This is a genomic window from bacterium, assembly GCA_035559435.1.
Lineage (GTDB): Bacteria > Zixibacteria > MSB-5A5 > WJJR01 > WJJR01 > JACQFV01.
Genome location: DATMBC010000052.1, coordinates 17863 through 33799 on the forward strand (window position 1 = coordinate 17863; position 15937 = coordinate 33799).

General features: G+C 62.8%; 9 protein-coding genes. All 9 read left to right on the forward strand.

The annotated features are described in order from the left end of the window. The first annotated feature begins 2 nt into the window (after positions 1 to 2). On the forward strand, positions 3 to 2756 hold the full coding sequence (gene polA / locus VNN55_05875) for a DNA polymerase I (protein HWO57075.1): 2754 nt from the start codon (positions 3 to 5) through the stop codon (positions 2754 to 2756). A 9-nt stretch (positions 2757 to 2765) separates the two neighbouring features. After that, positions 2766 to 4424, forward strand: a complete 1659-nt coding sequence (locus tag VNN55_05880) for a hypothetical protein (protein ID HWO57076.1) — start codon at positions 2766 to 2768, stop codon at positions 4422 to 4424. A gap of 56 nt (positions 4425 to 4480) precedes the next feature. Further along, entirely contained in the window at positions 4481 to 5101 is a 621-nt protein-coding gene (gene coaE / locus VNN55_05885; GenBank protein HWO57077.1) for a dephospho-CoA kinase, read from the forward strand. Between the two features lie 54 nt (positions 5102 to 5155). Further along, a complete protein-coding gene (locus VNN55_05890; GenBank protein HWO57078.1) occupies positions 5156 to 6028 on the forward strand; it encodes a transketolase in 873 nt (290 codons plus the stop codon). 21 nt (positions 6029 to 6049) lie between these two features. Next, entirely contained in the window at positions 6050 to 7003 is a 954-nt protein-coding gene (locus VNN55_05895) for a transketolase C-terminal domain-containing protein (protein HWO57079.1), read from the forward strand. Positions 7004 to 7036: 33 nt separating this feature from the next. Continuing rightward, entirely contained in the window at positions 7037 to 8242 is a 1206-nt protein-coding gene (locus VNN55_05900) for a pyridoxal phosphate-dependent aminotransferase (GenBank protein ID HWO57080.1), read from the forward strand. A 488-nt stretch (positions 8243 to 8730) separates the two neighbouring features. Next, on the forward strand, positions 8731 to 11721 hold the full coding sequence (locus tag VNN55_05905; protein ID HWO57081.1) for a TonB-dependent receptor: 2991 nt from the start codon (positions 8731 to 8733) through the stop codon (positions 11719 to 11721). 71 nt (positions 11722 to 11792) lie between these two features. After that, positions 11793 to 14786: a hypothetical protein gene (locus tag VNN55_05910; GenBank protein HWO57082.1), complete on the forward strand. Its 2994-nt coding sequence runs from the start codon at positions 11793 to 11795 to the stop codon at positions 14784 to 14786. A 46-nt stretch (positions 14787 to 14832) separates the two neighbouring features. Next, positions 14833 to 15846 carry a PorV/PorQ family protein gene (locus VNN55_05915; protein HWO57083.1) on the forward strand — a complete coding sequence of 338 codons (1014 nt, stop codon included), beginning with the start codon at positions 14833 to 14835 and terminating at the stop codon, positions 15844 to 15846. The last annotated feature ends 91 nt before the right edge of the window (positions 15847 to 15937 follow it).

A 15937-nucleotide genomic window follows, 5' to 3' on the forward strand; every position in this document is an offset into this window, starting at 1 on the left:
CCATGCCGGAGCGCGCGCGACCACGGATTTTCCTCATCGACGGCACGGCGCTGGCCTACCGTAGCTACTTCGCCTTCATCCGCAATCCTCTGCGCGACAAGTCAGGCAAGAACACGTCGGCCATCTACGGCGTTGCCAATTCGCTTTTGAAGATCCGTCGCGAGGAGAATCCCGACTACTGGCTCTTCGTTTTCGACCGTCCCGAGCCGACCTTCCGCGATGAGCTCTTCGCCGCCTACAAGGCCACCCGTCCCCCGACGCCCGATGAACTGGTTGACCAACTGCCCCAGGTAAAGGATGTGGCCCGGGCTCTCGGCTGCGCGTTGATCGAGAAACCGGGCTACGAAGCCGATGACCTGATCGCCACACTGGCGCGGCGCGCCGTGAACGAGAATCTGGACGTTGTCATTGTCTCCGGCGACAAGGACCTGATGCAGTTGGTCAACGACCGCATCTCGATTTACAACCCGCGCAAGGCCGGGGCGGAGATCGAATGGCTCGATCCCGCCGGCGTCAAAGAGAAGTTTGGCGTGCCGCCCGCCCAGGTCCGCGATGTCCTCGCGCTTATGGGGGACACCTCCGATAACGTCCCTGGCATTCCCGGCATCGGCCCGAAGACCGCGGTCGAGCTGATTTCCCAGTTTGGCGATCTCGAATCGACGCTGGCCGCCGCGCCGAAGATCCCGCGCGCGGCGCTCAAGGAAAAACTCGAAAAATTCGCCGACCAGGCGCGTCTGTCGATGAAACTGGTGACGTTGCACGATAACTGCGATGTCGAGTGGACTCCGGAGCAGTGGCGCGCCGACACCCTCGACGAGAAGGCCGCCGCCCGGCTGCTTGCCGGGTTGGGGTTCAAATCGCTGGTCAAATGGCTCGCGCCCGACCTGACAGCCCCCGCGTCTCCCGCCGCCGCCGAAGGCGAATCGCCCGCGTCGGCTGCTCCCGACACGCCCGGCCAGTACCATCGCATTCGCAGCGTGGCCGAACTGCGCGAGCTGGCGCAGCGCATGGCCCGCGTCGACTGGCTGGCGGTCGACACCGAGACCACCTCGCTGTCGATTGTCGATGCCGAGTTGGTTGGCGTCTCGCTGTCCTTCGAACGCGGCATCGCCTACTACGTTCCGGTGGGACACGCCGACCCCGCGGTCAACCTGCCATTGGACGAAACGCTGTCGATCCTCCGTCCGATCTTGGAAGGAGAGAGGCCGCGGCTGATTGCGCAGAATGTCAAGTATGACGCGATGGTCTTCGCGCGGCATGGCATCACGCTGGGCGGAATCGGATTCGACCCGATGCTGGCCTCATACTGCCTTGACCCGGGCGCGCGCGCCCACGGCCTCGATGCGCTCGCCGAGCAGTACTGCGGCCACACCATGCAGCCGATCTCCGAATTGATCGGCTCCGGCGCGCGACAGCAGAGCTTCAGTCTCGTGGATGTCGACGCCGCCACCCGCTACTCCGCCGAAGACGCCGACTACACTTTTCGCCTCTTTGAGATTCTCGCGCCGAAACTCAAGCCCGCGGGGGTGGACCGTCTTTTCGAGGAGATTGAACTGCCGCTGGCGCCGGTCCTCGGACGGATGGAGCTCGCGGGCGTGAACATCGACCGCGACTATCTGCGCCGTTTGTCGGCGGAGATGGAGACACGCATCCAGGCGCTGGTGGTGCGCATCTACGACGCCGCCGGTGAGGAGTTCAATCTCAATTCCCCGGCGCAACTGGGGCACATCCTCTTTGACATCCTCAAACTGGCCCCGCAGCGCAAGACCGCCAAGACCGCCCAGCGCGCCACCGATGTCGCCGTGCTCGAAAAACTGGCCGACGCGCACCCCTTGCCGCGCCTGATGCTCGACTACCGCCAGCTGGCCAAGCTGAAGTCGACCTATGTCGACGCGCTATTGGAGTTGGTAAATCCCCGCACCGGCCGGGTGCACACCTCGTTCCAGCAGACCGTGGCGGCGACCGGACGACTCTCCTCCACCGATCCGAATCTGCAGAACATTCCGATCCGCACCGAAGAGGGCCGCCAGATCCGCAAGGCCTTCATCGCTCGCGACGCCGATCACATCCTGATCGGAGCCGACTATTCGCAGATTGAGCTGAGGCTGATGGCGCATTTCTCCGGCGATGCCGCGTTGGTGTCCGCCTTCCGCGACGCCGCCGATGTCCACGCCCGCACCGCCGCCGAAATCTTCGGGATTCCCGAGTCGTCGGTCACGCCCGAGCAGCGCCGCCTGGCCAAGACCGCCAACTTTGGCATCATTTACGGTGTTTCGGCGTATGGACTGTCGCAGCAATCGGATATGTCGGTGGGGGAGGCAAAGACCTTCATCGACACCTACTTCAAGCGCTATCCGGGGGTCAAACGTTTTATCGAGGCGACCATCGCCCAGGCGCGCCAGGACGGCATGGTGCGGACGCTCTTCGGGCGGCGTCGCTTCCTGCCCGACATCAATTCCTCCAATCGCCAGCGCCGGGAATTCGCCGAACGTAACGCCGTCAACACGCCGATGCAGGGCACTGCCGCCGATATCATCAAGAAGGCGATGATCGCCATCGACCGTCGATTGTATCAGGAAATGAGACGGACCGTCATGACCCTGCAAGTGCACGATGAATTGGTCTTTGATGCCCACCGCGGCGAGGCCGAGGCGGTCGCCGCGATGGTCAAAGACGAAATGGAGAACGCGGTCCAGTTGTCGGTGCCCCTGCTGGTGGATGTCGGCATGGGCGACAACTGGCTCGCCGCCAAGTAGGCCCTGTCCATGAAGACCGATACCTCTCGCCGCCGGCGCACGCGCGCGGTCCTATTCGTTCCGGTCCTGTTGTTCTGCTTGTTCCCGACCGCATCGCCGGCCTCACCGGCCGACGATCTGCATTGGCGCGCCTGGGACCAATGCCTCGACAGCGCCGCGGTTCTGCCCGCCGCGCGTCTGGCGTTCTATGTCCATCGCACCGTGGCGGTGCCGCATCCGGAAATCTACCTGCAGGCGGACGAGCTGATTTCCGGCATTCTCGAAAACCTCCCCGGCAGCCGCCTGGCCTACCGCTCGCGCGATGCGCGCGACATCGAGATGTACCTGCGCATTGCCCGCCGCGAAATGAAGGGCGGCGCGTTCGGTTGGGGGATGATGACGGTCACTCCCGACAGCGTCTACGACGCCCGGCGCCTCGACGAACCGCGGCAGTGGCTGGATCTGCGTGCTCCATCGGCTGCCGTCCTGCTCAAGTCGGCGGCCGAGAGATTGACCACCTTTGAATCCGCGCTCCTGCGCTACAACCAGCTGACCCGGACCGGGCGCTTCGGTGATGACTTATTCGTCGTCGTTGATAGAGATGGCCGCGGCTATCTGGCATCCGACTCGATCCTGTGGGAGGCCGGATTCTCCGACCGTTCCGTCAAGAAGCCGGAATCAGTCGCGCCTGTCTTGGTCTTTAACCGTCGCGCGGTCTTCTCCGCCCTGGTCAACCGGGATGATCGCTCCGCCGATTCGGCCTTGGCGCGGGTCATGGCGCGGCTGGGAACGCCGCGCAAGATATCGTTCGACGAGGCCGACGCGGCCCGAATCGAGCGGCTCAAGCAGGTGGGCGCGCTCACCGATCCGATGCTGGCCCGCGCCGCCATTCTGCATGCCGCCGGGCCGGTCGATCGCGCGCAGCCGCAGGTCGACTCCGCCTGGGCGGCGATCGGCGCCCCCGGCGACACGCTGCCGTCCTGCGCCACGCTGACGCTGTTAGAGACGCTTTACTGGGCCAATCATCTGAGCCCGTGGGCGGCGAAGCTGGCGGTGATCGCCGGCGCCGACTCGCTGGCAACGGCGCTGCCCGCCGTTCAAGCCGAATACCTGCGACAGGCCGGACGACCGATCGCGCCGCAGGACACGGCCGACCCGGTCCGAGAGGCGTGGGGCTGTCTCTGGTCCTATGACCTCATCATCACGACCATCGACGACATCGCGCTGACCCGAGCCGGGTCCTCGTATTCGCAGGCCGCCGCCATGTCCGCCGTTCTCGATCTGGCGGGGCTGCCATCCTTCCAGCTGTCGGTGCGCTTGGGGGACAAGCAGATTCCCGATCAGGAATGGGTCTTTGCCGGTGAAGGAAGATTCCAGTTCAATCTGGGGGTTTGGACCAGCGTCCCGCTCTCGCTGCCGTCCGGGGCCCGCCCGGCCGTGGTGTTGGTCTCGGGATTCGCCGCGCGCGGACGTCCGGTGCGCATCGGGCTTGGCGCCTTCTGCTCGGCGCTGGATGATCTGGGTGTGGGGCAGGAGATCGGACGCATCGCGCGCCAGATGCCGCTGGCGAGTCTGATGGTCCAGCCGCCGACCGGCGAAGTCTGCTCCATGCAACGATTCATTGCGGAACTCACCGAAGGCCGGCACCGCTCGCGCCATCCGATGTGGCCCGGTGCCACCGTGCCGTAGGCCGGACGCGTCGCTTTGCGCTTCCCTCACGGCATCCGTGGCGTTTCCTTCGCAGTGTGTCGAGTCGGTCTCCCAAACGCGCCATTCCGGTGATCGGTGTCACCGGGCCGATCGGCTCGGGCAAGAGCGCCGTGTCCGCTTGCTTTGCCGCCTGGGGCGGCGCCATTGTCTCCGGCGATGAGATCGGACATCGGGTCGTGGACCGCTCCCCGCAACTTCGCAATCGACTGGCGCGCGCCTTCGGCCACGACATCCTCACGGGGGGACAGATCGATCGCGGCCTGCTGGCCCGACGCGCCTTCGCCGGGCCGCGTCAGACCGCCACGTTGAACCGCATCGTCCATCCCGCGCTGGTGGCTGAGCTGAATCGCGAGGTTGCCCGTCTGCGTCGCCGACGCGGCGTGCGCGCCGTCGTCATCGACGCCGCCCTCTTGGTCGAGTGGGGTATTGGCCGGATTCACTGGGATTTCCTCGTCGGCGTCAACGCCCCCTACGAATTGCGGCTCCGTCGGTTGCGCAAGCGCGGGATGTCGCTGGCGCAAATCCGCCGTTTCTCCCGGGCGCAAATGCCGTGGAATCGCAAGCGCGCGTATTGCGATTTCATTGTCAAAAACGGTTCTTCCTGGGCGAATCTGCGCCGCGAAGCGAGACTTTGCTGGGAAAAAATGTTATCATAAAGTCCGACAACATTTTCGGAGATTCGCTCCACCCGATCTCCGGAGAAGGAGCCGATGACCAGACAAAATCCCTACCGATTTAGCGTCGAACGATTGGCCGACAAAGCGCTGGAGATTCGACGCGACATCATCACGATGCTGGTGGAAGCCAAGTCGGGACACACCGGCGGGCCGCTGGGGTTTGCCGATGTGGCCACCGCATTGTTTTTCCACGAATTGGTGTTCGATCCGAAGAACCCGAAGTGGCCCGATCGCGACATGTGGTTCTACTCGTTCGGGCATGTGACCCCGATCCACTACAGCGCATTGGCCGAAGCCGGGTTCTTCCCGCTGAAGGACCTGATGAAATTCCGCAAGTTCGATGGCCATCTGCAAGGGCACCCCTCCAACCTGGACTCGCCCGGCATCGAGGTGTCCTCCGGCTCGCTGGGGCAGGGGCTTTCGATCGCCTTCGGCGCCGCCTACGGCTCGCGTATGGATGGGCACCCGCGCCGGGTTTATGCGCTCATGTCCGACGGCGAGCAGCAGGAGGGATCGATCTGGGAGGCGGTGATGTCGGCCGGTCATTACCAGCTCGACAACCTCTGCGGCATCATCGATTACAACAACATCCAGATCGACGGCTGCGTCGAGGACATCATGGGTCTGGCGCCTCTGGCCGACAAGTACCGCGCCTTCCGCTGGCATGTGATCGAAATCGACGGCCACGATTTCCGTCAAATCCTCGCCGCCCTCGATGAGGCACGCGCCACTAAGGGCAAGCCCACCGTCATCCTGGCGCGCACCGTCATGGGACGGCCCGTGAGTTTCATGAGCGACAATTACGAGTGGCACGGCAAACCGCCGACCCGCGAACAAGGTGAAAAGGCCCTGGCCGAACTGGGAACCTCGTTGGCCGAATGGTCCGCGCGCCTGTTGAACAACTGACGCCAACGGAGACTCTCGCACATGCCGGAACTGAAGAAAACACGCGAAGGCTTTGGCCGCGCCCTTGTTGAACTTGGAAAGGCCAACCCCGACGTGGTCGTGCTGGTCGGGGACCTGTCGGAATCGACGATGGTCAGTTTCTTCGCGAAGGAGTTCCCCGAACGGTTCATCCAGATGGGTGTGGCCGAGCAGAACATCATGAACACCGCCGCCGGACTCTCGCTGGTCGGCAAGATTCCATTTCTGTCGACCTACGGCGCTTTCGCCACCTGCCGTTGCATGGACCAGATTCGCGTCACCGTCTGCTACTCCGATCTGAACGTCAAGATCGGCGGCGCCCACGGCGGCATCTCGGTCGGGCCTGACGGCGCCACGCACCAGGCGATGGAAGAAATCTCGATGTTGCGCGCCCTGCCGCGCATGAAAGTCGTCGTTCCCTGCGACTTTGAGGAGACGCGCAAGGCCACCCACGCCGCCGCCGAACTCTGGGGGCCGGTGTACATCCGCTTCGGCCGTGAAAATGTGCCGGTGGTGACCACGCCCGAGACACCGTTTGTCTTCGGCAAAGGACTGCCGCTGCGCGACGGCGGCGATCTGGCCATCATCGCCTGCGGGGTGATGGTCTACGAGGCCCTGGAGGCCGCCGATGCCCTCGCCAAGCGCGGCATCGAGGCGCGGGTGATCAACCTGCACACGATCAAGCCGATTGACCGCGAGATCATCCGGCAGGCGGCCGCTGACTGCGGCGCCATCGTCACCGCCGAGGAACACCAGATCAACGGCGGGCTGGGCGGCGCGGTTGCCGAGGTGGTGGTCCGTGGCAACCCCGTTCCCATGGAGTTTGTGGCCGTCGATGATCGCTTCGGGCAGTCGGGGACACCGGATGAGTTGATGACGGCCTTCGGGTTGAAGTCGCGCGACATCATCGCGGCCGGCGAGAAGGTCTTGAAACGCAAGACGGCCCGTGTCTTTTGACCCGCCGCTTGCCAACGAAGGAAGTGTGTGATCATGGCGACAGTCGTATCGACCCCCGTCCGGCCAAAACCCATGGCGGAGCGGCTGCGGAATCTCGGCACCGAGAGCGCCTTCGAGGTTCTGGCCCGCGCCCGTGAGATCGAACGGACCGGCCGGAGCGTCATTCATCTGGAAATCGGCGAGCCCGATTTTGACACCCCCAGGCATATCGTGGAGGAAGCCGTCAATGCGCTCCGCAGCGGCATGACCCACTATGGCCCCTCGGCCGGACTGCCCGAAGCGCGCGAGGCCATCGCCCGCTATGTCCGCGAGTCCCGCGGCGTCGATGTCACCCCCGACTGGGTCGTCGTCACCCCCGGCGCCAAGCCGATCATCTTCTTTACGATCTTCGCCCTCGTCGACCCCGGCGATGAGGTCATCTATCCCAATCCCGGATTCCCGATCTATGAATCGGTGATCCGCTTTGTCGGCGCCAAACCGGTCCCGATCGTTCTGCGCGAGGAGAACGGCTTCCGCGTCGACATCGACGAGCTGGCCTCCCTGGTCACCGACAAGACCAAACTGATCATCATCAATTCGCCGCAGAATCCCACCGGCGGCATGCTGACGCCCGGGGATCTGGCGACCGTGGCCCAGATTGCGCTGGAGCGCGGCATCTACGTCCTCGCCGATGAAATCTATTCCGAGATCGTCTACGACGGCAAGTTCACCAGCATCCTGCACGTGGCCCCCGAGGCGCGTGAGAATGTCATCCTGCTGGATGGCATGTCCAAAACCTTCGCCATGACCGGCTGGCGGCTTGGGTGGGGTGTCATGCCACCGACGATTGCCATCGCGGTCTCGCGCCTGCAAACCAACAGCAATTCCTGCACCGCCTCCTTCTCGCAGAAGGTGATCGGCCCGGCTCTGTTTGGCCGCCGCGATGAAGTGGTTGCCATGTGTCGTGAGTTCAGGGTGCGGCGGGACCTGGTGGTCGACGGCCTCAATCGGATTCCCGGCATCTCCTGTCTGAAGCCCGCCGGCGCCTTCTACGTCTTCCCGAACATCTCCCGTCTGGGGATGAAGGCCAAGGAAGTGGAGAGGGGGTTGCTGGAAGAGGCCGGTGTCGCCGCCTTGGCGGGCACATCCTTCGGGTCGGGCGGCGAGGGGTACCTCCGACTGTCATACGCCAACTCGCAGGACAACCTCCGCGAAGGATTGCGCCGCATGGAAGAGTGGGTCAAAAACCATACTCACTAAGTCGCCTTTCCCCTCTGAGAGAATGCCCCCCACGGATAGTAGTCGGGGGCATTTTTTTTCTTGACAGGGAACCGGATTGTCCGACCTTGAGTTACGTACGATGGAGGTCTGCAGTCTGGGACCGCCCATCGAGGGGGACAGGTACAGATGGGCGGGTTCCATGGCAGGCGACCCGATCCTCACACTCGTTGCCGCAGGCAGCGCCCCCAGTCGCGTCAGTACGAGTTGTCGTGTCCGCCGTTCTTTGCGGACCTGATTGTTTGTTTTGACAGCATCCGGCGCCGGCTTCATCATGGACCGATGCCCCCAAAGGGGGTGGCGTGCAAAGCTCAATCAAGAGTAACTGGTTCGGCGGGCGATTCTTGTAACCGTCTCGGACGCATCGAGTTGCGTATGAGGCGGGGTGTGCAGTTTTTGCACACCGCTGAGGGAATCGCCAAACCTGACGATAATCACAACGAGTTATGTGCGCACACAAGGAGGGACCCTTGCGCAAATTCGTGAACACACTCTGGGTGCTCAGCTTCGCGGCCTTGTTGCTGGCCGTGAGTGCCTGGGCCGGCACCACGGGCAAAATTGCCGGCGTGGTGACAGACAAGACCAACGGCCAGCCGATCCCCGGCGCGGCCATCTCTATCGTCGGAACGACATGGGGAGCCCTGACCGACGAAGAAGGCCGCTTCGTCATTCTCAACGTCCCCGTTGGCACCTATACCCTCAAAGCGACGATCGTCGGCTTCGCGCCGATGGAAGTCACCAACGTCGGGGTCAACGTGGACCTCACCACCATCCAGGACTTCGCGCTCTCGTCGGAGGCGGTGGAACTGGGCACCGTCTCGGTGACCGCCGAGCGGCCGCTGGTCAAGCAGGACCGCACATCCTCGCTGCGCATTGTCGGCGCCGAAGACGTGCAAAATCTCCCGACCCGCGGCTATCAGGATGTCGTCGGGCTGCAGGCGGGCGCGATCCGCTTCTCCGACAACGTCGGCGTCCGCCAGCGTGGCGGCCGTGAGAACAGCACCACCGGCACGCTCAACGTGCGCGGCGGCCGCTCCTCGGAAGTCGCCTACTACGTTGACGGCTTCTCGCAGCAGGATCCACTCACCGGGTTGTCGACCACTCAGATCAACAACAACTCGATCCAGGAAGTCTCGATCGTCACCGGCGGATTCAATGCCGAGTATGGCCTGATCATGTCGGGTGCCGTCAACGTCATCACCCGGGCGGGCACCGACAAGTTCCATGGGACTTTCGAGACGGTGACCGACAACTTCCACGGCGAGAATTATGACTTTAACGTCTACTCCGGCGTGCTCTCCGGCCCGATTACTCCGGGTTCGGACAAGCTGACCTTTTACGTCGCCGGGGAGCGCCGCTGGGCGGGCGACCGCGAGCCGCACGCCACCGCCGGTGGGATGCTCCCGAACAACGAGTCCGGCCTCTGGAACTGGCAGGGCAAGTTGAACTGGCGCCCCTCGGGGAATGTCTCGGCCCTCGTCGGCACCAACGGATCGGTGGAAAAGTGGCAGGAGTACCGCCACGACTACCTCTTCAACATCCAGCACACGCCGAAGTATGATGACCGCAACTACAGCGTCTTCGGCGAGCTGACCCACACGGTCAACTCGAAGACCTTCCACACGCTCAAGGCCAACTGGTTCTCGACCGAGCGCATTCGCGGCGACGGCGTGCACTTTGACGACCTGTGGGCCTACGGTCGTCCGAGCGGCAATCCCAACTTCGATCAGACGCAGTTGTACACGGCTTGGGATGACATGAATCTGGACCCCGACAGTCTGGAGCATGGCAGCGAGGAGAACAAGTACTTCCCGCTCGTCACCCCGCACGAAGACAGCGTCTTCGAAGTGTTGATGCCCGACGGCAGCACGCGCGAGCAGTCCTTTGTGGTTCGTGGCGACGAAGCGACCGTCTGGGACGACCTGCTGAAGCGGAAGTCATCGTACGTCGGCGCCGATTGGGACCTGGTCAGCCAGGTGCACCCGAACCACGAGGTCAAGGCCGGACTCGAATTCCAGCGCCACGCGCTGCGCCGCTACCAGCACCTGTTCCCGGTCAATGTCTACCAGGGCGCCAACGGCGGTTTCGACGACATCGACCACTTTGGCTACAATGAGTTGGGCGAGGAGTCCGACGAGGGAGGTCTCAACTCGGTGAAAAATCCGATCAACATGGCCGCCTACCTGCAAGACAAGTTCGAATGGGAGGGGCTGGTCGTGAACGCCGGGTTGCGGTTCGATTACTTCGATTACAAGACCGAACGGCTGGTTGATCCCGAGCAGCCGCTGGATCCGTTCGACCGGGCCACCTACGCGGACACGGCGACCGGTCTTTCCGATGAGGAGCGCAACGCCCTGCGCCAGGGAGCTCAGGAACTCTCCGAGGACGAACTCACCAGTTCGGAGTCCGTCTCGCGGCTCTCGCCGCGGCTTGGGGTTGCCTTCCCGGTGGCCGACGGCTCCGTGTTTCACTTCTCCTACGGGAAGTTCTTCCAGCGGCCCGACCTGCAAAACCTGTATGTGAACTACGACTACCTCGAGTACAAGATCCGCACCGGCGGATACTTCTTCGCGTTCGGCAACCCGAATCTGGAGCCGGAAGAGACCACCGCCTATGAGGCCGGGTGGCAGCGCCGTGTGAGCGATAACGCCTCCATCGACATCACGGCCTTCTACAAGGACGTGAAGAACCTGACCGAGGTCGTGACCCAACCGGCGATCCCGAATTCGTTTTCGACCTACCGCAACGTCGACTACGGCACGGTGAAGGGCGTTGAATTCTCGCTGGATGTGCGCCGCTCGCGCAATATCTCGGCGCAGTTCAACTACGCGCTGGCCTACGCCGACGGCACCGGTTCCTTTGCCAACACCCAGTCCAACATCGCCTGGACCGTGGCCGAGCCGCCCAAACACGCCACGCCCTTGGAGTTCGACCAGCGTCACAAGATCACTGGCGTGCTCGACATCCGCACCGGCCCCGGCGAAGGTCCCAAGCTCGGCGATTTCTACCCGCTGGAGCGCGCAGGCGTCAATTTCGTGCTGGGCGCCGGGTCGGGCTTCCCGTATTCGCCGGTCTTCGTCTATAACGAAGTCACGCTCGGCGCGATCTCGCCGCGACCTTCCGGCCCGATCAATTCGCGCCGTCAGCCGTGGCAGTACCGTGTGGACATGAAGGCCAACCGCGAAATCACCATCGCTGGCAAGATGAATCTCGATCTGTATGTCTGGGTCATCAATCTCTTCGACCGCGACAACGTTGTCGACGTGTACGAGTCGACGGGCCTGCCGAACGAGACCGGCTGGCTGGAGACGCCCGATGGTCAGCAGTTCATCGTCGACAACTCGATGATCCACGATACATCGCGCCTGACCGGAGAGGAGAAGTATCAGGTCAGACAGGCCGATCCGCGCAACTACGACACGCCGCGGCAGATTCGATTCGGCGCGCGGTGGACATTCTAAGGGCGTAATCACAGGACGTGGACGCCCGTTGGTACGCCAGGCGCGCCCGGGCGATGCGAAGGAGGACATGGATGAAACGCTGGACTTGGGTGATTTCCGGACTGGCAATGCCGCTGGCGGCCGTGATGGTGATCGCGGCCGGACCGCGGCAGTCGCCCGCGCCGGCCTCGCCCCAAATCATCGACAACACCACGTTTTTCGACGCGAACAATCTGTTGATGTTCGTGGGCAATACCGGTTCGTTCGCCTATGACCGCACTGCGCTCCTGGGCAAGAACGATGGCCTGTATTATCCCAAAGGTACCAACACGTCGGTGATCTATGCCGCCGGCGTCTGGATGGGTGCCAAGGTGAATGGCGGCGTCCGTACCGCCGCCGCCGAGTACGCTAATGACTACGTGCCCGGACCGATGGCCAACGGCACGTTTCAGAGTGACCGCGGCAGTTATCGTGTCTATGTGATCAACAAAGGCGATACCCGCGAGACCAGCGAGGACTACCGGACCTGGCCGTTCGACGACGGCGCTCCGGCGCTGAAAGCCGCCGACGGCTCTGATTCTCTGGACAGCGAAGGCAACCGGATCCCGCTGTTGCTTGGCGACCAGGCGCTTTGGAGCGTTTACAACGACGCCAGCGTCGCCGGACGCGAGTCCGATCCGGGAAGTGGCTCCGCCGGACCTTTGGGCGTGGAGATCCAACACTATGTGTTCGGCTACGCACGTGCCGGCGCCCTCGGTAACACGATCTTCATGCAGTTCAAGATCATCAATAAGGGCGGCAACCTCCTCGAGGACACCTACATCTCGCTGTGGGCCGATCCCGATCTGGGCGACGCGGGCGACGACTTCGTCGGATGCGACACGACCCTCTCGATCGGCTTTTGCTACAACGCCGATGCGGACGATGCTTCCTATGGAGACAAGCCACCGGCTGTGGGCTTCGACTTCTTCCAGGGACCGATTATCCCCGCGCCGGGCGTCACAGACACCATTCTGGTGGACGGCAAGGTCAAAGTCGTCACTGGCTACGAGGAACTGCCGATGACCTCGTTTAATAAGTACATCAATGGCACCGACCCGTCGAACAACATTGAGACCTACAACTACATGCAAGGTCTGGAGATCAACGGCACCCCCCACGTGTACAACGGCGACACCGTCAAGTTCTTCATGAGCGGCGACCCCGTCACCGGCACCGGTGAGTTGGACAACAACGCCGCCGACCGCCGCTACATGATGACCTCGGGGCCATTTACGATGAATCCGGGCGACACCCAGGTGGTGGTGGCCGCGGTCATTGTGGCACAGGGCGACAATCACCTCTCGTCCGTGCAGCGCCTGCGCGAGACCGACCGGATCGCGCAGAACGTGTTCGATGCCAACTTCGACATCCCCGGCCCGCCGCCCCCGCCGACCGTCTGGCAGATTCCACATGACAACGCGGTGCGCCTGTTCTGGGGAGTGGAGGCCGACGGCGACGTACAGGAGTCTTACGGGCCCCCGGTCGAGCCAGGCGGCGAGCCGGTCTTATTGCAGCGCTTTGTGCATGAGGGGTTCAACGTGTACCAAGGCGCGTCCAGCTCGGGACCCTGGACCAAGATCGCAACGTTCGATCTCAACAACGATGTCGAACGCATTTACAATGATGTCGACAACCCGGAGGGCAGGGAGCGTGTCGTTGTCCAGCACGGTTCCAACACCGGGTTGCAACATGAATTGCTGGTCGTGCAGGACCGGATCCGCGGCGGCGGGATAGTAAACAACCGACCATACTACTTCGCCGTCACCGCCTACAACTATGACGAACTTAACGCGGTGCCTTTCACCGATGAATTGGGAAACCCCTTCGGAATCATCGCGGAGTCGTTCGAAACGCTGCCCTCGGCGCCTTCCGATGGTGTGGTGCCGCTGTCCATGACCGGCATCCTGGCAGACACCGCCGAACACCTGTCCGGAATCAGCGACGGTACCGTGTTGATCGACTTCTACGATCCGACGGCAGTGACCGGTCACACGTACAACGTCACGTTTAACGAAGACTTGTCTTGGAACCTATTGGACGTTGACGATGACGAGTTCCTGCTGCAAAACGAGACTTTTCCGATCAGTTCCGAAGGCACGGATGGCTTCATTCTCCGTGTGCTGGGGCCGTCAGCTGGCATCAAGTCCATCGTGGAGGTCGCCAACGCCAACGGTCCGGTTGATCCGCCCGACAACGTCGCATTCTCTCGTAATTCGACCGGTGACTGGTATATCTCCTCCGACGATGGAAACAACTGGGCGCGTTTGAACTGGCGCGGTCTGATTGGCGTCAGCGACTGGGAGTTCCGCTTCACCAGCGAGGGCTCCGAGTACTACGACTGGAGCACGGACGAAAAGTGGCCGAATCGGGCGCCGTTTGAGGTCTGGAACATCGGTCCCGGCACGATCAACAATACCGCCGATGATAGACGCGTGCAATTCGCCGTCCTCGACGACGATGAGTCGGGCGGCTGGAGCATGGGTGACCGCATCTACGTCATCGAGCGGGAGTACGTTGAGCCGCTACCGGCCACAGCCGTCTACGATTTCCCGGCCGATTTCCACATTGGGCGCATCATCATTAACGACCTTTCCGGGAACGGGCCGTGCGCCGAGGGCACCATCATTCGGTTCACGACCAACAAGCCGAATGCCCCGGAAGATCTCTTTGAGTTCGTCACCCACGTGCCCGGCGATGGCGACGGGACCGTCATTAAGAACGCTGTCGACAACGTCTACCCGGTGCCGAATCCGTACTACAACCTGACCTCCCTGGAACTGGATCAGTTCCGCCGTCAGATCAAATTTGTCAATCTGCCGCCGGCGCTCACCACCATCCGCATCTTCAACCTCGCGGGTGACTGTGTGCGGGTGCTGACGAAGGACAATCCCGGCTCCGCCGAATTGGTCTGGGATGTCTTGACCGAAACCGGCCTGCCCGTCGCCTCCGGCATGTACATCTACCATGTCGAGGCCGAGGGGATCGGCACCAAGATCGGCAAATTGGCGGTGTTCACCGAGGTGGAGCAGCTCAACACCTATTGATCATGCGACGGCCCAGGGAACGGGCCTTTCCATGGAGGCAGGAACGATGAAAACCAGAACAATTCTCGCAGCGGCGTTGGTGATGCTACTGATCGCCTCGGCCGCCTATGCGGGTGACGACCTGAAAATCGGCTCCGCCGGGGGGCAGCAGTTGCGCATCCCGGTCGGTTCCCGCGGCACCGCGATGGGCGGCTCCACCGTCGCCAACTCCTATGGCCTCGATGCGCTGTACTGGAATCCGGCCGGCGCGTCGTCCATCGAAGGCACTGAATTCATGTGGTCCAATCGGCAGTACATCGCCGACATCGACATCAACTACTTTGCCGGCGCCCGCCGCGTCGGCGACTTTGGCGTGATCGGCTTCAATGCCAAGATCACCTCAATGGACGATGAGATCGTGCGCACCGTCGACTTCCCCGAAGGCACCGGCGCCACCTTCTCCTCGTCGTTCGCCGTCATCGGCGCCACCTACGCCCGCACCCTCACCGACCGCGTCTCGCTGGGCATCAACAGCAACGTGATCTATGAAAAGATCGCCGAACAGACCGCGATGGGGCTGGGCTTTGACATCGGCTTCCACTACAACCCGGGCTGGCAGAACGTCACCTTCGGCGCCGTGATCAAAAACCTCGGACCGAAGATGCGCTACGACGGCCCCGGCTTCGACTGGGACACCGAGACCGGCGACGATCCCAACAGTCTGCCGCACACCACGCGCTCGCGCTCGGCGGCGTTTGAAATCCCGTCCTACGTGCAACTGGGCGCGGCCTACAAGCTCTTCGAGCAGCAAAAGAACGTGGTCAATGTCTCCGGCGCCTTCCAGTCGAACAACTTCTCCGAAGACGAGTGGCGCTTCGGCGGCGAGTACGCCTGGGACAACAAGTTCTTCCTGCGCGGCGGCTACACCGCCTCCAACCAGGATGACTACCTCTTTGGCGCCTCGTTCGGCGCCGGACTGCGGTTCAACGTCGGCGACTCGCGCTGGCAGTTCGACTACGCCTGGTCGGCCAGCGAGTTCTTCGATGACAACCAGTACTTCACTTTCCAGGTCGGATTCTGACCTGTCCTGATGGCCACAAGCGCCGGTCCCGGATCCATCCGGGACCGGCGTTTTCTTGTTGTGGAATCGCCCGAATCGTGGGATCGTAGAA